Origin of the sequence: Paenibacillus sp. J5C2022, from assembly GCF_025567625.1 — a bacterium.
In the GTDB taxonomy this organism is placed as follows: domain Bacteria; phylum Bacillota; class Bacilli; order Paenibacillales; family Paenibacillaceae; genus Pristimantibacillus.
This window is the reverse complement of the sequence record NZ_JAOQJC010000042.1, coordinates 47,135-70,871: the sequence shown is the minus strand read 5'-3', so window position 1 is coordinate 70,871 and position 23,737 is coordinate 47,135. Positions and strand designations below refer to the sequence as shown.

The 23,737-nt window shown below is 49.7% G+C and carries 17 protein-coding genes; 3 read left to right on the top strand and 14 right to left on the bottom strand.

What is annotated here, in order from left to right; translation table 11 throughout:
• Positions 1–163 precede the first annotated feature (163 nt).
• From M6D81_RS25650 to M6D81_RS25635, 4 genes are all read right to left on the bottom strand, one after another.
• Complete coding sequence (locus tag M6D81_RS25650) at positions 164–3,739, bottom strand: CBM96 family carbohydrate-binding protein (protein ID WP_262680019.1); 3,576 nt, start codon at positions 3,737–3,739, stop codon at positions 164–166.
• 137 nt (positions 3,740–3,876) lie between these two features.
• Complete coding sequence (locus M6D81_RS25645; protein WP_262680018.1) at positions 3,877–5,472, bottom strand: extracellular solute-binding protein; 1,596 nt, start codon at positions 5,470–5,472, stop codon at positions 3,877–3,879.
• 140 nt (positions 5,473–5,612) lie between these two features.
• On the bottom strand, positions 5,613–6,485 hold the full coding sequence (locus M6D81_RS25640; RefSeq protein WP_262680017.1) for a carbohydrate ABC transporter permease: 873 nt from the start codon (positions 6,483–6,485) through the stop codon (positions 5,613–5,615).
• The gene (locus M6D81_RS25635) at positions 6,485–7,444 is read right to left on the bottom strand and encodes an ABC transporter permease (protein WP_317259167.1); all 960 of its coding nucleotides are present in this window, start codon (positions 7,442–7,444) and stop codon (positions 6,485–6,487) included. Before M6D81_RS25635 ends, M6D81_RS25640 begins: the two co-directional genes overlap by 1 nt.
• Before the next feature lie 193 nt (positions 7,445–7,637).
• On the opposite strand from M6D81_RS25635, the gene M6D81_RS25630 reads away from it, so the two are divergent.
• Both M6D81_RS25630 and M6D81_RS25625 read left to right on the top strand, forming a co-directional pair.
• Entirely contained in the window at positions 7,638–9,392 is a 1,755-nt protein-coding gene (locus M6D81_RS25630; protein ID WP_262680024.1) for a cache domain-containing sensor histidine kinase, read from the top strand.
• 32 nt (positions 9,393–9,424) lie between these two features.
• Positions 9,425–11,002, top strand: a complete 1,578-nt coding sequence (locus M6D81_RS25625) for a response regulator transcription factor (protein ID WP_262680016.1) — start codon at positions 9,425–9,427, stop codon at positions 11,000–11,002.
• Here M6D81_RS25625 and M6D81_RS25620 read toward each other — a convergent pair.
• From M6D81_RS25620 to M6D81_RS25580, 9 genes are all read right to left on the bottom strand, one after another.
• On the bottom strand, positions 10,988–12,562 hold the full coding sequence (locus M6D81_RS25620; protein WP_262680015.1) for an extracellular solute-binding protein: 1,575 nt from the start codon (positions 12,560–12,562) through the stop codon (positions 10,988–10,990). The genes M6D81_RS25625 and M6D81_RS25620 overlap by 15 nt on opposite strands.
• Before the next feature lie 277 nt (positions 12,563–12,839).
• A complete protein-coding gene (locus tag M6D81_RS25615; RefSeq protein ID WP_262680014.1) occupies positions 12,840–13,934 on the bottom strand; it encodes a copper amine oxidase N-terminal domain-containing protein in 1,095 nt (364 codons plus the stop codon).
• Between the two features lie 19 nt (positions 13,935–13,953).
• Positions 13,954–14,913, bottom strand: a complete 960-nt coding sequence (locus M6D81_RS25610) for a hypothetical protein (protein ID WP_262680013.1) — start codon at positions 14,911–14,913, stop codon at positions 13,954–13,956.
• The gene (locus M6D81_RS25605) at positions 14,906–15,403 is read right to left on the bottom strand and encodes an RNA polymerase sigma factor (protein WP_262680012.1); all 498 of its coding nucleotides are present in this window, start codon (positions 15,401–15,403) and stop codon (positions 14,906–14,908) included. Before M6D81_RS25605 ends, M6D81_RS25610 begins: the two co-directional genes overlap by 8 nt.
• 383 nt (positions 15,404–15,786) lie before the next feature.
• A complete protein-coding gene (locus tag M6D81_RS25600; protein ID WP_262680011.1) occupies positions 15,787–16,890 on the bottom strand; it encodes a transposase in 1,104 nt (367 codons plus the stop codon).
• Positions 16,891–18,181: 1,291 nt separating this feature from the next.
• Positions 18,182–18,616 carry a DUF1801 domain-containing protein gene (locus tag M6D81_RS25595; RefSeq protein ID WP_262680010.1) on the bottom strand — a complete coding sequence of 145 codons (435 nt, stop codon included), beginning with the start codon at positions 18,614–18,616 and terminating at the stop codon, positions 18,182–18,184.
• Positions 18,609–19,031 (bottom strand): ribosomal maturation YjgA family protein, encoded by a 423-nt coding sequence (locus M6D81_RS25590; RefSeq protein WP_262680009.1) that lies wholly within the window; start codon positions 19,029–19,031, stop codon positions 18,609–18,611. Before M6D81_RS25590 ends, M6D81_RS25595 begins: the two co-directional genes overlap by 8 nt.
• A gap of 55 nt (positions 19,032–19,086) precedes the next feature.
• The gene (locus M6D81_RS25585; RefSeq protein ID WP_262680008.1) at positions 19,087–19,305 is read right to left on the bottom strand and encodes a GyrI-like domain-containing protein; all 219 of its coding nucleotides are present in this window, start codon (positions 19,303–19,305) and stop codon (positions 19,087–19,089) included.
• The gene (locus tag M6D81_RS25580) at positions 19,298–19,798 is read right to left on the bottom strand and encodes a helix-turn-helix transcriptional regulator (RefSeq protein WP_262680007.1); all 501 of its coding nucleotides are present in this window, start codon (positions 19,796–19,798) and stop codon (positions 19,298–19,300) included. The genes M6D81_RS25585 and M6D81_RS25580 overlap by 8 nt, the downstream gene beginning before the upstream one ends.
• A gap of 274 nt (positions 19,799–20,072) precedes the next feature.
• On the opposite strand from M6D81_RS25580, the gene M6D81_RS25575 reads away from it, so the two are divergent.
• Positions 20,073–20,633 carry a DUF1697 domain-containing protein gene (locus tag M6D81_RS25575; RefSeq protein WP_262680006.1) on the top strand — a complete coding sequence of 187 codons (561 nt, stop codon included), beginning with the start codon at positions 20,073–20,075 and terminating at the stop codon, positions 20,631–20,633.
• A 206-nt stretch (positions 20,634–20,839) separates the two neighbouring features.
• Here the strand turns inward: M6D81_RS25575 and M6D81_RS25570 are convergent, their stop codons facing one another.
• Positions 20,840–23,713, bottom strand: a complete 2,874-nt coding sequence (locus M6D81_RS25570) for a polysaccharide lyase family 8 super-sandwich domain-containing protein (RefSeq protein ID WP_262680005.1) — start codon at positions 23,711–23,713, stop codon at positions 20,840–20,842.
• Between the last annotated feature and the right edge of the window lie 24 nt (positions 23,714–23,737).

The window sequence follows — 23,737 nt, the reverse complement described above, 5'->3', positions numbered from 1 at the left end:
CGCGCTCCTGGCTCCGCGTGTCATTCCCGGTCCGCCCAATGCTTGCCGGACGTTGCCGGGAAACCGCTGAAGCCTCACCCCTTGCATGCCTTCAAGCACTTCTAGTTCCGCTACATTATGAAATGATACTTGATCAATCTTCATCGATTTCCTCCGTCAGTTATTATTCTTCGATGACAAGAAGGGGAGGCGTGTTCGTTGTCTCTTTGCTGTATCCATAGAACGCCTGATTCTCGTCATCGGTTCCCGCCAGCATAATCGACACTACCCCGTCCCCGGCTAATTCTTGTTGGACATAAGAAGTGATATCCCATACGTAATACTTCCAAGTGTCATTAACATTAGCAGTGTCTAATTCCTGAGCGCTGGCGGCGGGGCTATTATTCCATGTGATCGTGTCCTCGGACCAAGTATCGTCAGCTACGCCATAAGCCTTTATCCCGATCGTACTCGTCGACTCGCTGTTTCTGCCATACACCAGAAGCTGCGCCTTGCTTACACTGCTTAAGCTTGACACATCGAATTGCAAATAAGATTTACGTGTATATCCCGCCGCAACCGCATCCTTGACTCGCAGCAATCCACCCGTTCCGAAATTGGTGGAGGCATATCCGCCATCCTGAACATACGCATCCTTTACAGGCTGTATAGAGGGCGCAAGCGTACTATCCTCCGGATTGCTGAATTGAATATGGAAGGTCTTGCCGAATGAACCATTGACATCTACGGACAGCTTGATGAATGGGGTTAGCTGGGTAACCGTAATTTCTGCATCCTTGCTGATGACAGACTGCGCTTTCTTATCAAGCGATATCTCGATAGTTCCCGTGTTTTCCTGAGTCGGGTCCGAGACGGCTATATCCAATTCCACTCCTGGATCTTCCTGCATGATGAATGAAGCCTTATTATTGCTTCTTACCCCCGCCACTTCGCTATTATTATTTTCCCAGAAGTTGATGGCCGTAATATGTAAACTATTTTCTTTAACGGCGTGGACATTGGTGTCGTTGCTAATAATCTCAATGTCCGGGTTGTCAGCATAGCTGGCCACGTCTTCAGAGGATTGATTGGGCAACAACACATAAGCATACGACTGATGATCGGGCATAATGCCATGATCGAACCATATATTCATATATTGGCGTTTATATTCCGGTATATCCAGCCGAAGCTGAGGCTTATTGAATTCGCGTTCCCCGCTGAAGGCATAGAACGTATTCGCTTCATCATTCGCACCTTCGATCATGAACGTAACCGACTGTGCGCCATTGTCCAACTGATCGGTTACAAATTCGCTGACATCCCACTCATAATACTTCCAATGCTCGTTAATATATACCGAATCCAATGCGGTACTCTGAGCAGCGGGCGCATTATTCCACGTAATTCCTTCCTCAGTCCAGCCGTTATCCGTTACACCGTACACGTTGACGGTGACTGAATTTGTACTTTCGCTATTATGGCCATAAATACGCAGAGTGCTTCCCCCGTCTTCTTTGACGCTTTTGATATCCGAAATATCAAATTTCAAGTACGATTTCCGGGTATACTCATCCGTCAGAGAATCCTTCGCACGAAGCACGCTATCTTCACCAAAGTTTGTATCGGCGTACCCCCCTCCCTGAATATAAGCGTCGGCGATGGGAGCACGAACTGCCAAGCTGATTTGTTTGCTGTATTCGCTGACTGCTTCCCAGCTAGCGCTTCTTTCCTCCCGGAGTACCTTTACCGTCGGCGAATCCGGAAAGTAATAACCAATGTCCGCACCGCTTACATTGCCCTCCAGATGAATCCAATCCGCATTCGAGGCCTCATACACGCTGCCTGTGACCGTGGCCGAACTGGCGTCGTTCCCATTCACCAACAAGACATTGCTTCCATCCTGTTTAATCTGCCTGTTCTCTACAATCGTCTCAATCGTGTTGGCTTGATCGGCGCTCACAATATCGCTTCCCAGAGCTACGACTTCATCATCGAACATGAACCATGATTTTTTCGCCCTGAGCGAAGGCTCTTGGACATCAGCCACCTCCATGCCCGCTACGCCATAATTTGAAGGCAAGGAGGCCCCGCCCACCCATGAGGCTGTAGAAGCTTTATCATGATTCCTCCCATTGCCTTTTGTATCAACAAGCAACGTCTTTGTATCTACTGTCGTACCGGGAATGCGGTAGGAATTGACGGTCGGCCAGTATTGATTAGAGTAATGACCCAGGTCGTCATTGTACAGATAGGTGGCGCCGGCGTTTATATACCAGCCTTGTTTATTTTCTTTATTGAATGACTCGAAATTTTGAATGCGCGTAGAATACATGCTAAGTCCCAAGGCATAACCGGGACGTCTGTGCACGACCTGATCCGTGCGGTAGAAGGTTTTATGTTCGACGAGCTCTCCTCTCGCCGCAATAGCGGTATCGGCAATTAATTCATTCAAGTTTTTAATACTCTGAATATTAGCCCCATCGAAAATTCTGCCTTCTGTATCGTCCTCGATCCATTGCTTAACCATAGCCTTCAGTCTTGCTTGATCGGCCGCCGGTGCATGCTGCGCGACATCCAGGATGGCTCGCGCAATCGCAATTCCTGTACTGCGATCCGTATTCCTGAAACTTGTTATCCCTCGTCCCCTGGTCATATCCATCAGAGCTCCTTTATACATCAGGGGCTCATAGGCATCATAAATAAAGGAATAGAGATGGTCGGGGTTCGTCTCGGGTGCTTCATACTTGATCTCCCATCTCGTATCTCTGAACAAGTCCATCAGTGGCGAAAGATTCCTGAGCAACGCCAGCCCATACCCGCCAAGATAAGAATGAGCATAATGGCCGATAAATGACCCATCTTCATAAAAACCGCTGTCGCCAATGCGTTGAGCTTCATTAGGAGGTTCCGTGCGATACCGAAACACTTCCATAACCTTCGCCCTAGCTTCATCAACATGTTCCTTTGCTTCTACCAAAGGATCCGTTCCATTCAAAGCATCAGGATCAGACTTGCCCTGGATGGCTCCCATAAGAGTGAATACGAGTGCCTTCCACGCCAGATTGCCGCCGAGCATTTCCGTATATCCTCCGCCCCCGCCATACTCCAGATCGGGGTTGTAATGCAAGATAGCAGCCATATAGTCATCTCTAAGCGTCCTCGTAAAGTCGTCATACATGAGTATAATGATATCATTAATCACAAGCGGGGAACCGATCTGCCAATCGTACCAATTCCCGACCGTCCAGGTTTCTGTATCGTGATCGTCGTACGACGGCGGGTCCGGAATAATGGATTCATTGTACCAGTTGCTGTAAATCCAATTCATAGCCGATACTATAGCATCCTTTAATTCGCTATTCCCATACAGGGAAGAGTCCTCCATCACATAAGCCTCGGCCATCACCCTTAATCTTCCGAAGCTTTGGGAGATGTAGCCGCTCTTATTGTCATTTGTTTCGAAAAATCCATCTTCATTCCAAAGTCTGGTTCTGGTTGGCGTTGTGTCCATCGTATCCCAAAATAATTGCGCATTATTCACAGTGGTCAGAATCAGATTGTTTACATGGGGATCGCTTAGCAATGAGCTGTCGAGGGAGCCTCCCGTCAAATATTCCTTCCATTTCGCGCGCAATTGGGCGAACTCGGCCTCGGTGACCTCTTCAACCGCATCCGCTTCTGCCGCTTTCGGCGCAATCATGATGAGCAGGCTGAAGATCAAGATGAAGATTATTCCTTTTTTTTGAACGTTTGTCATTAATCATCCCTCCAATATAAGTGTGATGATCGTAAACGCCGACTCCGATTTAACGGTGTACAGAAGTATTAAAGCCAACTTCGACAGTTTTACAACTGTCGAAGCCGGTTTAATCTTAATCGAATCTTGATCGCGGATTATTTGGAAAGGTCTGCGTACCAGGCTCTTGCAGCCTCCGTCACAGCTTGCCCGCCCGACTGATACCATTTGTCCACGAATTCGTCGAACGCACTAATGTCAAGCTCTCCGATAATAATTTTGGTCATATACTCCTGGTACAAGGTGTGGTTCCGAATATCCGGATACCCCTCGTATACAGAAGCGGGAATGCCGTCTCCGGCAATCGTTTTGCCATACTTCTGAGCGTCGAGCAGCACCTGATCCCGATTCTCATAGAGTCTGGCCGACTCCGGATCTGCCGCATTTAACTGGATTTCGTTCTCGAGCTGAATGCTGGACAGGTTATTGACCGCCCTAGCCATAACCTTAGGTTCGGTGGTAGCAGCATCTACTTGAAGGAATACGGGCTTTCCATCCACCAACTCATAGTGTACGCCTTCTAATCCAAGCACAATCTTCTCCACATTGTCCGGATTCTCCATCCAATCCAACAATTCCAGTGCGTGAATGACCGTCTCCTCATCCTTATTCGCGATAAGCCAATTCGGTCGATTCAACTGCGTATTGGTGATAAAACCGTCGTAGCCGTCTACTTTGGGTATGCCTAAAGCCGCCACTTCAACCTCCGGGTTTACTGTTGCTATTTTTTTGGTTCGATTGATTAAGGTTGTATTAATATGGAACCATGATCCAAGCTTATCTCCATCGATGGCAGATACCCAATCCGAGCCTTGATTAAGGAACGTATTCTGATCGAGCAGCTTCTCGGCATACAAATCTCTGATGAATGCGATGGCGTCCTTCATATTCGGGGTTACAGCAGAGTAGGTCAACTCCCCGTCATAGATGTCCCACATCGGAAACCCTTCCCACATTGCAATGCCGTACATGCCGAATAAATGGTCCATCCATCGTCCGAACTCACGGCCGGATACGGGAAGCTCGTCGTTCGGATCACCGTTCCCGTTGGCATCCTGGTCACGGAATGCTCGCAATACTTCCACATACTCTTCCTGTGTCTTGGGGACTTCCATTCCGACTCGGTCCAGCCAGTCCTTGCGGATAAACGAACCATAGAAGGTGTAGGTGTTGACTAGAGGGACATAATAGATTCGTCCCTTGCCGGATGGATCGGCCGTCCGCACCACATCCCAGACCTCTTCAGGCACACTTTCCCATAGGTGGGGCGCATACTTTGGCAACATGTCGGTCAAATCCGCTACGGCGCCTTGCGTGATCAGGGTATTCTCATTCCCTTGCCAAGGAAGGAATAGATCTGGCAAGTCTCCGCTGGCAATTCGCGTATTCAACCGTTGAATATAGGCGCTTCCGCCCTCCCAAGGGATGGACGGATGAATGACGCCGATCCCCGATTGCTCCGCAATATACTTGGATATTTTGCTTTTTTCATTCACATCGATCGTGGAGAAGTTTTCTTTCCACACCTCCACATACGGAACTTCCTGTTTCTCTCCTGCAGTGCCGCTAGTCTCGTTCGGACTGTTCGACCCGCTTGGACTTGACGATGGCTTCGAATCGGAAGAACAACCCGCAATCGCCGTTGCGGCAATCAAAACAAGAGTCAGCATTTTGAATCCACTTAGAGCCTTCATTTGTTTTTACCCCTCTCTTGATTTTTACCACATAAGCATTTACAAGTTTTCGGGACACCCGAAATTATAAATGCTTATTGGCGTTTCTCATATATGAAGCTGTGCATAGCACGGCATTCATAACCATCCTGTACAAGCATTTACTTCACAGAGCCGAGCAAGGCTCCTTTCACGAAGTGCTTCTGCAAGAACGGATAGACGATCACAATCGGCAAAGTCGCAAAAATGATGGTCGCCGCCCGCAGTGTCGTTGCATTGTACTTGGGAAGCTCGTCGCCAACCAACATTTCAATAGATTCCGCACTTACAATATACTGGCGCAGTCTCAGTTGCAGCGGGTACAGATCCTGATTTTCAATAAACAGCAAGGGATGCATGAATTGATTCCAGATCATGACGGCGTAGAAGATGCCCAGCGTCGCCAAAACGGCCTTCGACAAAGGCAGCACAATGCGGAACAAAATTTGGAAATAACCGCAGCCCTCCAGTTGGGCAGCCTCTTCAAGCTCAATCGGAAGCTCCTTGAAGAACGTCCGCATAATAATCAGGTTGTACGCCACGATCATATGAGGAACAATGAGCACCCAGAAGCTGTCAAATAAGCCCAGGTCCCTTAATGTCAAGAAATAAGGGATGATCGGGTAGCGGAACACCATCGTCACAATTACGCCTATTGAGATGATCTTGGCGAGGGCGAATTCCTTCTTCGCCATGGGATAGGCAAGCAGCGCCGTCATCATCAGACTCATCCCGGTGCCAAGGACGGTTGCGGCTACAGTAACGCCGAATGATTGCCATAGCGCCTCCCGGCCCAATATGCGTTCCCATGATGCGGTAGTGAACTCAACCGGCCACAGGAATACCCGACCCATATCGACTGCAACGGCGCTGCTGATCGAAGTCGAGACGACCGTAATCAGCGGCAACAGCATTAGCAATGCCAAGATGCCAAGAAACACGGCGTTGGCATATCGAAAACATTTTTCCAAGACGGATTCGCCATGAACACCCATTACCAGATCCCCCCACCCTCTTGAAATCGTTTGGCCAGCGAGTTGAAGATGACCACCAATATCAAGCCGATGACCGACTGAAACATCCCGATGGCTGTAGTTGCGCTATATTGGCCTTGGAGAATCCCGACCCGATACACGTACGTATCGATCACATCGCCCGCACTGTAGGTCATCGGCGACAGAAGATTATAAATTTGCTCGAAGCTCAGATCCAGAAAATTGCCGATATTCAGTAGAAATAAAACGATAACGGTAGGCATGATCAAAGGAAGCGTAATGCTAAAGATTTGTCTAAATCGATTGGCCCCATCGACCATTGCGGATTCGTAGACCTCCGGATTGATGCCGCTCATCGCAGCCAATAAAATGATAGTTCCCCATCCGACATCCCTCCATATGCTGGTGAGCACGATGACCCCGCGGAAATATTCAGCTTTCTGCATGATCAAGATCGGCTCCAGTCCCAACCAATCGCGGACGGTATTGAACAATCCCCCCGTCGACAGGACATCGAAGGTGATTCCGGCGATGATGACCCAGGAAAAGAAATGCGGCAAATAATAGACCGTCTGTAAGGTACGCTTGTACACCACATGACGAAGCTCATTGAACAGGATGGCCAGAAGGATCGGCGCCGGAAAAACAAACACAATATTGTAAAACCCGATAATTGCCGTATTTTTGAATACTCTCCAAAAGTTCGAGTAATGGAAGAATGCTTCAAAGTGCTTCAAGCCAACGAAAGGGCTTTCACGAATTCCTTTGAAAATCATATAATCCTGAAAAGCAATGATCGACCCGCCTAACGGCACATACTTGAAAATGATAAAAAACAATATGCCTGGCAACGCCATCGCATATAACGGCCACTGTCTTCTCCACTTCCTTCTGAATGCCGGGACTTCCCCCCTGTTGCCGACTCCCGGATGATATTGAAGCTCTTCTGCACGCGCCAAGTTTGCTCACTCCCTCTTTCTTTTGCTTGCTTCCAGTATATAAATGATCTGACAGCGCTGTGGGGGCCATTCCTACGATGTTATAGGCATCAATCTTACGCACATGCATGCCGGCGACATTCTCGGGTTGATAAACCGGACTCGCTGGCCTATAATCGAACTACAATTTGGGATGGAAAGTTCGGTGGTTCATATGATAACGCTTTCAAATTTATTTAAAAAAAGACGTCTTCGTTTTTCTACAAAGCTGCTTATGAGCTACATCCTGTTATGCACGATCCCCGTGCTCTTGATCATCCATATCTTTTATCTGCAAGCCAAGTCCGATATCGAGGAAGCCTCGCACAATTTCAGCACCTTGTTCGCCGAGCAGCTGGAGCATTCCATCACTATGTACTTGTCCAGCATGGACAATACGTCGAAAGCCCTCTTCACCGACTATGAATTAATCTATTATTTGGGCCAGGAGAACCGCTATTCCACGATCGACAAAATTAATTACAATCTGGAGGTCAATACCCGGCTGGCTCATTTCTATACGCAAATGCCCTACCTTCAAGGCATTATGATCATTGCCAGCAGCGGGAAAACCTACAGCCACGGAATCAGTCCGGAGCATCTGACGCTGCCCTATCTGAACGAGCAGGAATGGTACCGTTCGATTATCGAGTCCCGAGGACAGCTCATTGTCACTCCAGCTCATTCATTGACCTATTCCTCGAGCAGCACTCCCCAGAACATGTTCTCCGTCGGAAGACTGCTGACGGATCCCGAGGGCCGCAAGGCCGGTGTCATCCTGTTTCATCTGGCGCCGAATACCCTGGTGTACTCCGATGACTACATGAATGAGATTAGCGAGACGTATCATACCCGGGTGCTCTTGATGACCAACGACAATCGGTATATATTCGACTCCGACAGTACCGCAACTCTAATAGAGCAGGAGGCTGACGGCCCCGACCAAAGCCGTTATTTCATTCATAGAAGCGAAGCGTATCCGAACGGAATGATCATTACCGTTGCCGTATCCAAGGAGGTGCTGTATGAAAGCATCAAGAGCTACCGCAACTTGGCTCTGATCGTCGCCGGCGTCACTCTGCTCGTTATTCTGGTCATTGCCGCGATGCTCAGCATGCAAATCATGAAGCCGATCAAGCACTTGATTCACGGCATGAGACATGTGGAGAACGGCTACTACCTGCCCATCGAGGAAGCCGGGAACAGCATGGAATTTCAGCGGCTGACCAGCACATATAACTTGATGATTGCCAAGATCAAGCATCTGATAGAAGACGTCTACAAGGCGAAGATCAAGCAAGACGAAGCCCGCTTCCTGGCGCTCCAAAGCCAGATTAATCCGCATTGGCTGTACAATACACTGGAATCGATCCGAATGAAAGCGCAGCTGAGCGGCAATCCGGAAGTGGCCGCCATGATCAAGACGTTAGGCCGGCTGTTCCATATGGCTCTGACCAAGAAGCCTCGTCCTAACTGCATAAAAGATGAGCTCGACTACGCGCAGGCGTATCTCGAGCTGCAAAATATCCGTTACAAAAACCGCTTTCGCCTGACGGTTGATATTCCGGAAAGCTTGATTCACACACCCGTGATTCGCTTGCTGTTCCAACCGATTATTGAGAACAGCATCATTCACGGCTTCATTGAGCATGACAGGCTCTACCATATTCGCATATCCAGCCGCACGGAAGAGGGAGTGCTGCATCTCGTCATTGCGGACGACGGCGCGGGCATGAGCGCGTCCCGGCTTGAATGGTTGAATGCAAGACTTGCATCCGTTGTCATGCAAGAGCACAGTTCCCAATCGATCGGACTGCTCAATATTCAGGAACGAATTGTACTGACCTATGGAAGGGCTTACGGGATTGTCGTCCGGTCCAGTGAGCATGAAAGGACGGAAGTGGTCCTGTCGCTCCCCATAGAGGAGTGACAATCGAAGCCGAATGAGACAGGAGGTATACGATGTACAGAATTATGCTGGTTGATGATGAGGAACAAATCATTGAAGGACTGACGGTGATTATTAATTGGCAGAAGCATGCCTGCACCGTCGTCGGCTCCGCCTATAACGGCAAGAACGGAATAGCGCGCGCGCTGGAGCTTCGGCCGGATATTATCGTGACGGACTTGCGGATGCCGCAAATGGATGGATTGGAGATGATCGGGCGTATTCGCGAAGAGCTGCCTCATGTGAAATTCATCATTCTGAGCGGATACTCCGAATTCGAATACGCCAAGAAAGGCATGATGCTGGGCGTCAAGCATTATGTACTGAAGCCCGTCGAAGAGAAGGAGCTGGAAAACAGTCTGGCGATGATCGTTCAGGAGCTGGCGGAAGAGAAGGAGAAGCGGGAGGAGCTGGAGCAATATAAGAAGCTGGGAGCCTCAAGCATAGGTTTGCAGCGCTTGTTAATTCTGCGCGACATGTTAAGTGCCGGCATGGACAATGAAGAGCTGATGGAGGCTCTGGAAGCGACCGGCATCGAGCTGAAGCACCCCTACATCACTTGCTTGTCAGCCAGAATATCGAGTACGGCCGGCATTGTTGAGAAGCAGCCGGTTACTGTGCGAGAGAGCAACGATGCCACTATTATCTCCTTCCAATATGCGCCGACGGAAATCGCCGTGCTGATGAACCACGCCTGGAAGAGCGGAATGCGCCATCACGAGAGCATTCTCCGCGTTCAAGCCTCGCTATCCGAGTCGTTCCATGACACGGTATCCATCGGCGCGGGCTCGATCAGCGAATCTGTACGCCTGATTAGCCGCTCCTTCCAGCAAGCCCGGATGGCCGCAAGCGATTATATGTCCGTTGACGGCGGAGAGCAGATCATCTACTACGAGCAGTTCAGAAGCCGTCATGCCGAATATATGCTTCCGGAGGATTGGAGCGCCGGCATCGAAGCCGCAATGGAACAGCTTCAGCCTGAGATTATAGACGCAGCTGTACAGAAGCTGCTTGAGACCCTGCAAGCGACCGGAGGGCTGAACCAGCTCGATCTTCGCATGCAATGCCTGAACGTGTATGCCGCCATAGCCAGCAAGCTGACCCCGCGGCAGCTGCAGCAATTAACTCTTCTGGCAGGCGAAGATATTCTGTCTCTGGAGCCGCGGAATGCGATCTGGACATTCGAGCAATGCAAGAGCTGGGTGCACAAGCTATTCGACAGCATCGTCCATCTCAGGCTGCAGCATCAATCCGAATCCGGCAGCCGCCATATCGTTGACGAGGTTAAAGACTATATCGACAACCATTACGGCGATAACCTGACACTCTTCTCCGTTGCCGAGAAGTTCTACATCAGCCCGAACTACTTGAGCGAATTGTTCCGCAAGCAGACGAAGATTACGTTCCTGGCCTACTTAACGCATGTACGTATCGAGAGAGCCAAGCAGCTCTTATTGAACCGGGAAGCCAAGCTGTACGAAGTGTGTGCGCAAGTCGGCTATGAGAATCCTAAATATTTCCGCAAGGTATTCCAGAAGCTGACCGGCTGGAATCCCAGCGACTACAGGAAATCGCATTCACTCGGACCTTAAGCCGCTGTACCATAGTCTGGCGCGTTCCGTCACTTCCCGTCCGCCCATCTGCTCCCACTTCTGAACGAATTCGTCGAATTTGTCCAGCGGCCAATCGCCTATGACGATCTTCGTCATGTACTCCCTGTATAATGTCATCCCCCTGATCTCCGGATAGTCTTCATAGATGCTGGAGGGGATTCCGTCGCCTGCGATGATCTGGCCGAAAGGTTGATTGCCGATCATAATCGCATCTCGCCATTCGGACACTTTGCGCTGATCTTCATCTCGGAGCGACTGTCTGATCAATTCATTGGACAACAGGGCATCCGACAAGCTGAAATAGACAGGAAGAATGAATTTGGTCTCCGTCTTCGCCGGCTCCGTCTTGAACGTCACTCCACCTTCCGCTGTCTGCTGGTAATGAACGCCCTCCGCCCCCATGATCACATCCGCCAGATTGGCCGGATTCGAAGCCCAATCCAGCAGCTTCAGCGCAGCGCGTGTCGTCTGCTCGTCTTTCGCGGCCACGACCCATTGCGGACGGTTGATTCGTGTAATCGCAATAAACCCTTCCCTCCCGGCAACTTCGGGTATACCCAGTGGAACCAGTTCCATCTCCTTATTGACGTTTAGAATCCGGTTCATTCGAATATCCGCGTTGTCGTTAATATGGAACCATGAGCCCATGCGATCGGAATGGATCAGTTCAAGCCAATCCGATGCACTATTCAGGAACGTATCGGGATCAAGCAGCCCTTCCGCATACAGCTCACGAATGAAGGCAAGCGCATCCTTCATATTGGACGTCACGGCGGAATAGGTTAGCTGACCGTCATACAAGTGCCAAGCAGGGAAGCCCTCCCACATCGCCACGCCGTACATGCCGAACAGATGATCAATCCAACGCCCGTGCTCCCTTCCCGATAAGGGAACCTCATCATGCGGGTCGCCATTGCCGTTCGCGTCTTGATCGCGGAACGCCCGCAGCACCTCGACATATTGTTCCTTGCTCTTCGGCACCTCCATCCCTACCCGGTCAAGCCAGTCCTTCCGAATGACGGGACCGTAGTACGTATAGTCGTGTACGGACGGAATATAGTAGATTCTTCTTCGCCCGGTAGGATCAGAGGAGCGTACAGCCTCCCATATGGCGTCAGGAATCTGCTCCCATATATGAGGGGCATATACAGGCAGCTCATCCGTAAGATCCGCAAGCATGCCTTGCTTCATCAGCGCCGCCTCATTGCCTAACCATGGCTGGAACAGATCGGGTATCTGCCCGGACGCAATGCGGGTATTCAGTCTTTGCGCGTATCCACGTCCCCCATCCCATAAGACGACAGGAGAATAAATGCCGACGCCCGTACGTTCCATGAGGTACGCAGAATACTTGCCGTCCTTCCGAATCGGAACTTCCGAAGAAGAAGTCCCCCACACTTCCAGGTACGTGCCCTTTTGTTCAGTTTCGGACAGCTCCTGCTGCTCCTCTCTATCGCAACCGATGAAGATGACGGTCAGGAAGAGCAGCAACCCGATGCAACTCGTGAGGCGATTCCCGATGACGATATATCTATTCACGCATCTCATCCTTCCTTGTCCTTATCCTCATCTCTATTATAAATAGTCGTTGCGAGTTTTGGCTTGAATTTATGGTCTGGGTATTGAAAATTCATGTCGGCTCAGGCCGAATTCGGTCAACGAAAAAAAGCACAGGCCTCGGACTGGACCAGCCTCGAAGCCTGTGCTTTTATGTTAGAGTACCATTAAACGAGAATGCCATTACATGAGAGTGACATTACATGAGAGTGCCATTACATCTGGAGAGCAGTCAACAAGCATGTCCTTTGCTTGGGGATTATTCCTCTTCAACCAGCTTCACATTGTTCAGGAACAACAGATCGTCTGCGGACATGAAGGATACGCCGTTCGCGACTGCAGCAGCTTCGAACAATACGCGAGTCTCTTCTTCATCGCCCACTTTGACTTCTGTGCCGCGTGCAGTGAAGCTGTACAGCTCTCTGTCGCCGTTAAGCACCGTAATGCCGCTCGTCTCCTCATCCCATTGGATCTCGTAGCCAAGCGCTTCTACGAACTGGCGGAACGGAAGCATTAGACGGCCATTCTCGACATACGGCTGCTCGTCTTCGGACAGCTCTTGCGCCTCGCCTCTAATTGTCAGGCCGTCCAGACCCACTTCCGCTGTTCCGCTATAGCCGTAAGCGAACACCATCATTTTCAGAGCAGCTGCTTCCTCTTGTTCTCCAGCTTCTCCTTCAGCTTGCTCTCCCATTACCGCCGGTTCCCATACGAGCAGCTTCGTGCCAGGGATCAAGTGGTGCTTCGTAACGATATTTTTCGTCAGGTATGGGAACAGCTTCGTATCATCAGTCACTGTGTATGTGGTGTCGCGATTCGTATGCACGATGACGCTGCCGTCTTCGCCTTCCTCGACACGATCGATTTCCGCAAATTCAGGAACCTTGAAGTCTGCCGGGATGTTCGCCAGCACCAGCTCCGCTCCGGAGATTGGAGGCAAGCTCATCGTCATGGCAGGACCCACATACGCATACAGCGTCTCGTTCTCGCGAATGTCATCGATGGACATTGGCAAGCCCGTTACCGCATCCAGAATTAATGTATCCTCTCCTACGCTTACGACAATTTTGTCGAACTCGGCGTTTTCGTTATTGTTTTCCAGCATGATACGGCCTTCTTCAATGGAAGTTGCCGTGCCGTAAATACGCAGCGATTCCAGCATATTTTGCTGAATAATCTCATACAACGGAGCGCTGATCGGCACGGCTTCCACCGGAGCGCTGATCGGCACGGCTTCCACCGGAGCGCTGATCGGCACCGCGACAGGCCCGTTAGCCGCCATAGCGGAAGCACCTCCTGCGATACAAGCTACTGCTGTCAATGTTACAACGGAACGTTTCATGTATTTTTTCATGATGATTCATCCTCTCGTCTCAGTTGTTTATGAATAGTTGTCCATATTGCTTCAGGAAAGCATCGTCCAGCACATACCTTCCATTGCCGATAGATGCCAGCTTCAGCTCCGGTACAACGTACATGTCAATTGTTGTGTTGTCCTTCAAATGATACTTAATCATATAGGATTGGCCTTCGGATTGCGCCCCGGCAAGCCTCTCGTAATCTTCACTTGTCAAATCATCCGCACTGCTGCTGGCGCTTATCGCCTCAATCCACTCCCTGACAGCTCGCTTCTCCTCGAGCGAATGCAGCAGCTTGCTTCCGCTATGATCCATAATGTCTACCCGCTCGGCGAGCCGCTTCAGATCGGCCAATGCGATATATTCATCGGCCGGAATAATCCGGTCATCCGTTCTGCCGGCAAGCTGGGCGATATAATATTGCCCGTCCAGCTCTACCGCAAGGCGGAATCCGGTATCGTAGCCGGGAAGACTGTACAGCGTTCCCCCTACGAGGAAGGTTGCTGCATAATCCTTGTCGGCGTAGCCCTTCTTCCCGCCGTTGCCCAGATCCTCCAGAACATCGAATTGGAGCGAACCCAACTCCTCCTTCGACTCCGGCATGAAGCCGGACAGATCGTAAGCAGCGCCTTGCTGCAGGAACGTATAGCGATGTCCGTTATAATTCATATATTTCTGCGGTCCCATCCTGTCCAATCCGCGGGTAGGAACTCCGAACACCGAAACTCCAACGGCAGGCTGCGCACTTGCAGGTACAAGCTGCGGAATCGCCGCCTCTTGCTTGAAGAAGAGAGGAATGGTGAGAACGAGTGCGAGCATCGCGCAGCATGCGGCGGGAATCGCCAATCGGTAGGCCGCTTTCAGCGGCGCCTTCTTCGGCGCTTCGGGTGCAAGAATGCTTCTCAGCATGCGCTCCTTCTGCGTCTCCGTCGGACCGATTCTCCCTATGCGGGCGATCAATTCCTTCTCATTCATGCCGTTCACCACCTATCTGCAGCTTCAAGAGCTTCCTGCCTGTATGTAGCCTCGTGCGGATCGTGGCTTCCTTCGTGGAGAGCAGATCTGCAATCTCCTTCGTGCTATACCCTTCATAATAGAAGAGATAGATCGGAAGCCGATATTTCTCGGGGAGAGAAAGCACCTCATCGATCACTTCGTCATGCTTGATTTCATCGGCCAGCTGCTTCTGATCGCTCTCTTCCCAAGCGACCCGCAGCCGTCTCCACCAATTTTTAAGCATATTTTTGCAATGATTGCGGGCGGTCACAATGAGCCAAGCTTTCTCGTGCTCACTGTCGCGGAAGGCTTTATCCGACTGCATCAGCTTCAGGAAGACAGTCTGTGTCGCCTCCTCCGCATCCACAACATTTCGTAGCATCATGAAGCAGACCTTATAAACCGTGTCTGCATGACGTTGATAGATTTGAGTGATCTCCTTGCCCGTACGCTGCAAGGTATCCTCCATGCTGCTTTTTCCCCCCTTTAATATGTAACACAATCCGGCATGGCAAAATGTTCGATCGATTTTAAATTTTTTTTCAAGATGTTTCTTTTCTTCATTTTAAAAAAATTCGATACGTTTCTTATCATTACGTTTCTTATCATTGTATAGCAAACAAAAAGCCTTCGCAGTAGAATAATCTTACAGCGCCGGTCGGTCATTCCTAGCAAAGGATGGTCATAAACAAATAAACAAACAGTTCGAACAAGGGGCGATTTCAATCATTTTATAGAAAGTGTCTAATTTTGAGCGGTCGGAAACAATTCTTCTACCCTCCATCGTTTTATCAAAACAATCGCAAATTTGCTTCGCACGTTACGGTTTTATTTCCCTGTCTGTTGCAAGCATCACACAGCTCTCAACAGTGAACCAAACCTAGAATTGTCTTGATCCTCTCCTGTTCTTGCATGACACTGCTTCACTTGGTGTCTATTTGTCATTGAGACACTATCGTACAACGCCATCTGCAACAAGCTTAATAATGGATTTTGAGTTTGTCCCCATGCAAAATTCATACGAAAACAAAACTCATCTATGTAGCTCTGAGCATACTTCCTGCCAATGCCATTAAATTTCTCGTTCATCCATCGAAATGCTTCTGAAGCGATAACGGATAAGGGAAAAAGGAAAGGCTGCTCCTTCACTTTTTCATTCAAAGCAGCGGCGCTCCATCCACAAGGTCGAAATTTCTGGCTGTCATCTCCCGACTCAAAGCTATCCACCCAGAATTCCGCTGATTCAGTGTATGGATATTTGCGATAGGCCTTATATTCGGGATTCATATGGAGAGTTCGTAGCGGGTAACCACAATACTTGTCGGTAAAATCTCTCTGTTCCTGATAGGATAGTGCTTTCCAAGTTTCAGTGGCACGAGAAATTAGCTTAATCTTGTAGTATGGCAGATTCCTTATATTACTGTTGGAAGAATTTAATAGAACCCCCTCCTCACTTAACTCTCTGCATCCTCTTGCAATAATGACAGACTGTTCCCTTTCCCGTCTTTCCGGAGTCAAGACGAGCTGTTTCATATAAATATCATGCTTAGCCTCGACATTTCCTGTAAGTAGTTGACGATGATCCCATTGAGATATGCATTGACGGATTTTATGCAGCATGCTCCAGGCTGTCTTGTAAGTAACCTTCATTACATCTGAAAGCTGGACAGCATTCACACTCGCTTCATAAGAAGACACTAGATATATGGCTAGCAACCACTTGTCAAGCGGTGTGCGGCTTTTATGCATCATTGTATTGGCTGTTAGGGAAGTATGCCGTTTGCAGTCCTTGCACTCATACAGCGGCAGGCTTCTCGTCTTAATCTTATAAGCAGCCTTATGACCGCACGCTGGACAAACGAATCCCTTCGGCCATCTTGCCTGCTCAATATACGATATATAGGATGTCTCTCCCTGAAACTGCAAGTAAAATTGTTCAACCGCATCCTTAAGCATGCGCCCGCCTCCCAATCGATCATCCGTTCTTACTTACAAGAATATCATATCCATCAATAAATTGCAAACATATGTTCTCTTTTTCGAAAATTTCTTTTATATTCTTTGCAGTGAATTAGGTATAATGAATTGCCTAATACTATTCATTTAACGTATTTCCATTTCCTTCCTCATTATCCCTCTAGTTCAAAAGCAGCGGACCGTCATTCTTATTTCTATAGCTATAACGTGCAACTTGTTTAACGCTTCACTATCCCTCGAGTTCAGGAGCAACGGACTTTCATTCCTATTTCTACACCTGTAACGTGCAACTTGTTTAACGCTTCACTATCCCTCTGGTTCAGGAGCAACAGACTTTCATTCCTATTTCTACGCCTGTAACATGCAACTTGTTTAACGCTTCACTATCCCTCTAGTTCAGAAGCAACGGACTTTCATTCCTATTTCTACGCCTGTAACGTGCAACTTGTTTAACGCTTCACCTTACTGAAAAAAGGACGTCCTCCCTGTACTAGACATTCCAATGGGTACACGCTTCCATACCGCAGTTTTCCTGAACTGCGGGGAGAGTGACGCCTCTAGGGTTCAACTAGGACAGTAACGCCCCTAGGGTTCGACAGTAATAACTGTTGCTTGGATCGAATTGATGAAACTGACGATTGAATGACCGTGACCACCACCAGCATAACTACTATTCCTGAACTGCGGGGAGAGTGACGCCTCTAGGGTTCAACTGGGACAGTAACGCCCCTAGGGTTCGACAGTATTAACTGTTGCTTGGATCGAATTGATGAAACTGACGATTGAATGACCATGACCGCCACCAGCATAACTACTATTCCTGAACTGCGGGGAGAGTGACGCCCCTAGGGTTCAACTGGGACAGTAACGCCCCTAGGGTTCGACAGTATTAACTGTTGCTTGGATCGAATTGATGAAACTGACGATTGAATGACCGTGACCGCCACCAGCATAACTACTATTCCTGAACTGCGGGGAGAGTGACGCCTTTAACGCCTTTAGGGTTCGACGGGAAAAGTGACGCCTCTAGGGAGACAGTGCAGAGTGTTGAAGGAGCAAGACTCCACCCGAGTTTCTCCCTGCACACATGACTGCTGTAGAGCAACACTACGGCTTCCATGGAAACTCCCGTAAAACAAGTATTCCAGCGCCCGAATCAACGTCATCGCCGATCATTGCCGAGCTATCCCTCTCTGGAAAGCAAGCTAAGAGCAAAAACCCGTCATCGGTGAATCTGATGACGGGTTTAAACGAAACGCTTGACTCCGGCTTATTGTACGGGACACGAACCGGGGTAGGTTTCCCTAAGAAACTTAACGGATTGCCGGATTAATGCCTTTAGAACTTCAACATCAATATCATCCACTTTGTTGATGTAGACGCAGGCTTTTCCTGATGTGTGCTTCCCGAATTCTTTCAACAATGCTTCCCGCTCTGTATCACCTGTCGCAAAATACAAGCTGATCTTAGCCTTTCTTGGGGAGAAACCAACAAGCGGAGCATCTCCTTCGTGCCCTGTAGCATATTTATAGTGATACGATCCGAAGCCGATAATGCTTGGCCCCCACATTTTCGCAGCATAACCGGTCGTTTCCGCGAAGATATCCAGCAGCCTGTAGGCATCCTCGCGCTTCTTGGGTTGCTCTACATTCTCGATAAATTCAAGGACACTGTTATCGTTTTCCTTGGTCTTCAGCTCATACATGCTGCATGCTCCCTTCTTCCTCTTGAATAATTGGCTTGCGTAACAGCTTGTCCAATACATATGCGCTTACGAGACCGATTCCATATCGGATGAGATCTACAAATAAGAAACCGTGCCCCAACACAAGCCCGCCTAATGCTGTGCCCCTGACAGCGTTGATCCAGTCAGCCTGGTATAGCTGGCTTAACTCTATTACGGCGCAAAATAATGCACCCCCAAACAATGACCACTCTTTCCGCTTATGAATCCCTATCACGCGAAATCCGAAATATACCATAGCCGCCCATAGTGCATCGCCAAAGTGATTAGCAATAAAATCAGGCAAATACGTTGACCAGGCTCTCGTCCCTAGACCTGCGACGACCATAAGGCCAACTGCCCCTGCATAGACTAATCTTGCTTTTATAAGCGACATTATTGACCCTCCCGCTTCTTTTATACTTAGATCGAGACGATTATTCTATTGCGCCTTAACCCGCGATTTGTTTCTTCAAGACCGGTACCCACAGCTCGTTCATGTTACGCTCCCGCGGCAAGTAGCATTCTATCGCAGGCAAGTATGCCAGCTCGTAGGCAGAAGCCGGCACCCATTCCGTATAGAGCCTCTGCCAGACGCCTTGCAGAGCATCGGGGGACCCTTCCGCCTCGAATACCGCCCACGTCGCTGCCGGAAAGTCTCTGCTAACCATGTCTGAAGGTACTTGTTGCCGGTTGGATACGATGGAACGATTCCTCCATAAGCACCCGTTCTTGTATCCCCACCACTGAAAATTGATCCAACTGTTCGATACGGTAGTTCATTCCTTCCACTCCTCGTACTGTAATCTGGAAGGTGATGGGAGAATAAGCCTGGAGCCTGACGCCGGAGCTTCGAGCCGCACTGGGCGTCGTGCCATGCAGCTTCTGGAATGCGCGAGCGAAGGCTTCCGGAGAGTCATAACCATACTTAAGCGCAAGATCGATCACTTTCACGCCACTGTTCTGAAGCTCATACGCAGCCAATGTAAGACGCCTGCGACGGACATACTCCGAGAGCGACACATTGGCCATATACGGAAAAATACGCTGAAAGTGATGCATGGAGCAGCCGACTATTTTTGCCGCTTCACCGTAATCGATCTTATCCGCAAGATGTTCCTCTATATAGTCAACCGCTTTATTCATTCGTTGAACCCAGTCCATTCTTCATCCCCTTCACCTTCTACCATACAGCACTTTATTCAACTTTCCCTTGCATTTCCCGCACCGATAATATCAGATCGTTGAGAAAGTCTGTGAAGCTGAAGCGCACTTCAATCTTCCTCCCCGTTCGTCTTCTACGATATACATTTCTTTACAACTGCGATACTATAAGATCAAACCTTAACAACTACCCATCTTGCCGCACACATGTGCAACGAAATTGCTTATTCGTTTTATCTCAATTATACATGGAATATCGATAGGAGGAATATCGTTGGTTTATGTGGCTTTGCTGAGAGGAATTAATGTCGGCGGAAACAATAAGATCGATATGAAGGAGCTTAAAAAAACATTTGAACGCGTGGGCATGAATAACGTTAAAACTTATATTAATACGGGCAATATCATCTATACGCATCAGACTATGACTAAAGGAGAAATGGTCTCGCTATTGGAAGAAGCCATTCACGCCGATTTCGGGTTGCATATACGAGTAGTGGTCCGAAGCTTGAATGAATTCAGGAATGTTATCGATGCATTACCGGATACTTGGGTGAACGATCAGACGATGAAATGCGATGTACTCTTCCTGTGGGATGAAGTCAATGACGAATCCGTTATGGAGCAATTGCCATTGAAGCCGGAGATTGACCGGGTCGTCTACGCTCCCGGAGCGGTCATCTGGTCGTCAGACCGTGAAAATGTGACGAAGAGCGGCCTGTCCAAAATTATCGGCACCAAGCTGTACAAGCTGATTACAGTACGCAATGTAAATACGACTCGCAAAATTTATGAGCTGATGCAGGCGGCGGAGCAAACATCCACCGATCACTAAGCACGTTCTCATGTTGTGTCAATGCCAGCGCCTCGTGCTACTCCCCCATCAGTTCGTATAGGCTATTCAAGCAGAAGTATGGAAAAAGCCCCATTCATCGTGAATGGATCAATAAAACCGGATAGCAAGCCTTGCGGAGATAACAGAAATGGCGACAGCGACAGCGCAGTTCATGCAGCACAAGGGCTGCATGAACTGCGTTGATCCTAGTAGACAATAACCAATTCCGGCTTATTGTCGGCGCTTTCTCTTGTGCTGAAATCCAGGTATTCCCCTTCATCACCATCACTTAACAGGACAAAGGAGACGACGCCATCCTCCGTCTCGCCCTGCACAAATTCGGTTACGTCGAATTCATGGTAAGCAGGGATATTGTCTACGCCAGAAGAGGAGAGCATGGCAGTAGCGGCAGACGGCGCATTATTCCATGTGATGCCGTTCTCCGTCCAATTGTCCGCCGTCCCGTAAGCTTTGACGGTTACAGGGAGCGTATCTGTCGCGTTTCTACCGTGAATGCGCAGCTTGGCGGATTGGATCTCCGCCCCGTCAGGCAGATTGAATTTCAGATAGGTTTTGCGGCTGTAATCCGGATTCACGGCATCCTGGATTACCGCGAAGCTGGAGGAACCGTAATTGTTGTTGCCGTGTACGCCTCCTCTTACATAAGCATCGGCGGCAGGCAGCAGCGTCTCCGTCAGAGGCACCTCTACTTCGGGATTGTACTTGAATTTGACTGTATAGGTTTTCCCCCATGATTGCGTCGTGTCCACCGCCAATTTGATCGTCGGAGTAAATTGCTTGATCGACACTTCGGGGTCATAGCTCTCTATGCACAAGCCAGCTCTCCCCAGCTCGACCGCCACTTCGTTTTGCAGCATAGTGGGATCGGACACCGCAATCGTCAGTTCATTGCCATTCTCTCTTATCATGACCGATGCAGGATTAGAGGATCGGATCGGCCCGACTGTCCCCGGACTCCAGAAGTTGGCAGCCGTCACCCCGGCATCCTTCTCATGGACGGCCTGCACATGGGCATTATTGGCCATAATTGTGATGTCGGGATCAGCGCTGTAGCCGGATGTGGCAGCCGCGCTCTTGTTCGGCAGCAGAACATAAGAATAGGAGGCGTCGGTCGGATTCATACCGTGGTTCAGTGCCAGACTCAAGTAATTCCTTGTCAGCGGTGCAGAATCTCCACCGCTGTGAATCTGCTGCCAGCTGCCCGTTCTCGCTTCACGCAGGCCATGCACCGTCGGAGATTGCGGGAAGTAGTAGCCGATATCGGAATCCGCCGCGTTCCCCGCCAGATGCGCCCACCTGGCATCGCTCATCGATTCGGACCAATTCAGCAGTCCGGAGCGGACTGTTCCGTCCACGGTAAGCGTATTATCGCCGGCGGCGTTCAGCATCCGGTTGTCTACGATCGTCTCCACGTCGCGATTGTCCGTACTCGTTATGCCTGCCCCCAAGGCGACGATCTCATCATCGAACATGAACCAGGATTTTTTGCCCGACAGACTGCTGTTATGGGGATCAAGATCCATGCCTGCCGCTCCGTATTCACGATCAATGACAGAACCGCCAACCCAAGATTTCGTGGATGCATATCCCTGACTCCTGGTAGCGCCATCCGAAGTCGTGCCCGGCAAGCGATAAGCGTTCACCGTCGGCCAGAAGGCGTCTGTATACTGATTTAGATCATTGTTGTACAAGTAGGTCATGCCCTCACCGGTATACCAGCCCTTCAGGTTTTCTCCGTTAATGGACTCGTAATTGTATATGCGCGAAGACGACATGCTGACTCCGAAGGCGAAGCCTGGCCTTAAGTGGACGATGCGATCCATCACCGAAAATTGCTTATGCAGGGTCAGATCTCCCCGAGGGGAGATAGATGCATCATCTGTAAGCGATTTCAATAGTGCGATGTCGCTAATCCGCCGATTTTCATAAGGGTTGGCCAGCGTAGAGTCCGCTTCAATCCAGTATTTTACCATACTTTTGAATAACGCTGCCTGGGCAGGCGAAGCGCTTTCCGACAGGCGCAGGACATACATGTCCGGTCCTCTGTAGATTTTGGACCGTGCGATGCTTCTTCCCATAACGCCATGCATTACCAATCCCCGGTAGATATGAGGATCGAATACTTCCGTAACCCAGTCATATACATGGCTTAGGTTAGGATCGGTAATTGTCCACGTCGAGCCTTGGAGCACCATGGTCAGCTTGGTCACTCCGCCGAGCAGTCCGATGCCGTAGGAGCCAGTAGAGGGAACATAGTTATGCTGGATGAAGGAGCCATCCGAATAGAACCCGTCTCGGTCGCCATATGCCATATTGGCCTGCCACTTGCTGTAGGACACGTCGGGCAGTGCAGCGCTGACGGCATCCCGGGCTTGCGTAAGCTTGCCGCTGTCTTTGCCGACAATGCCGCGAAGCATAAGAATAAGTGCCTTGTCCAGCCGATTAGCCCCCGTATCGACGGCTCCGACTCCCGGTGTGAAGTGGTCGACCGCAGCGCTGTAGTTCGCAATCTGAGCAGCGGACAAGGAATCGTACATTAACGCCATAACATCGCCCAGAACAAGAGGAGCGCCAATGTCCCAATGCCAGTTGTTCCCGTACTTGGCGGTTAATTCGTTATACCGATTGGCGTACATCCAGTCCAGACCGCCGACAATGGCGCTCTCCAGAGCTGTATCCTGATATAGCGTCGATCCGACAGTCGAATAAGCGACAGCCATATCCCGCAGTCGGCTGTAATTACTCGTCAGATGGCCGGAATTCGTCGTACTGGTCAAGTCGCTCCACAGATAAGTCCGCCCCGGACTTGTGTCCATTGTATCCCAAGCGCCCGTCCCTCCGGCGTTGGAAGCTTTATCCGTTATTGCCGTGATAGCGGCGGCAATATCGGGATCGGCGGGATTATACCCGCCGCCTCCCGTCAAGTAGTCCGTCCATTTTACCCTTAGCAGATCGTATTCATCAGAGGCGTATGCCGTCCGTTCAGACACAGGCACAAGAAGTGCCGAAATCATGCACATTAATAGCAACAAGCAACTGGATTTCTTGAGTCTCTTCATTTGCTTGATTCCTCCTTTGATTCA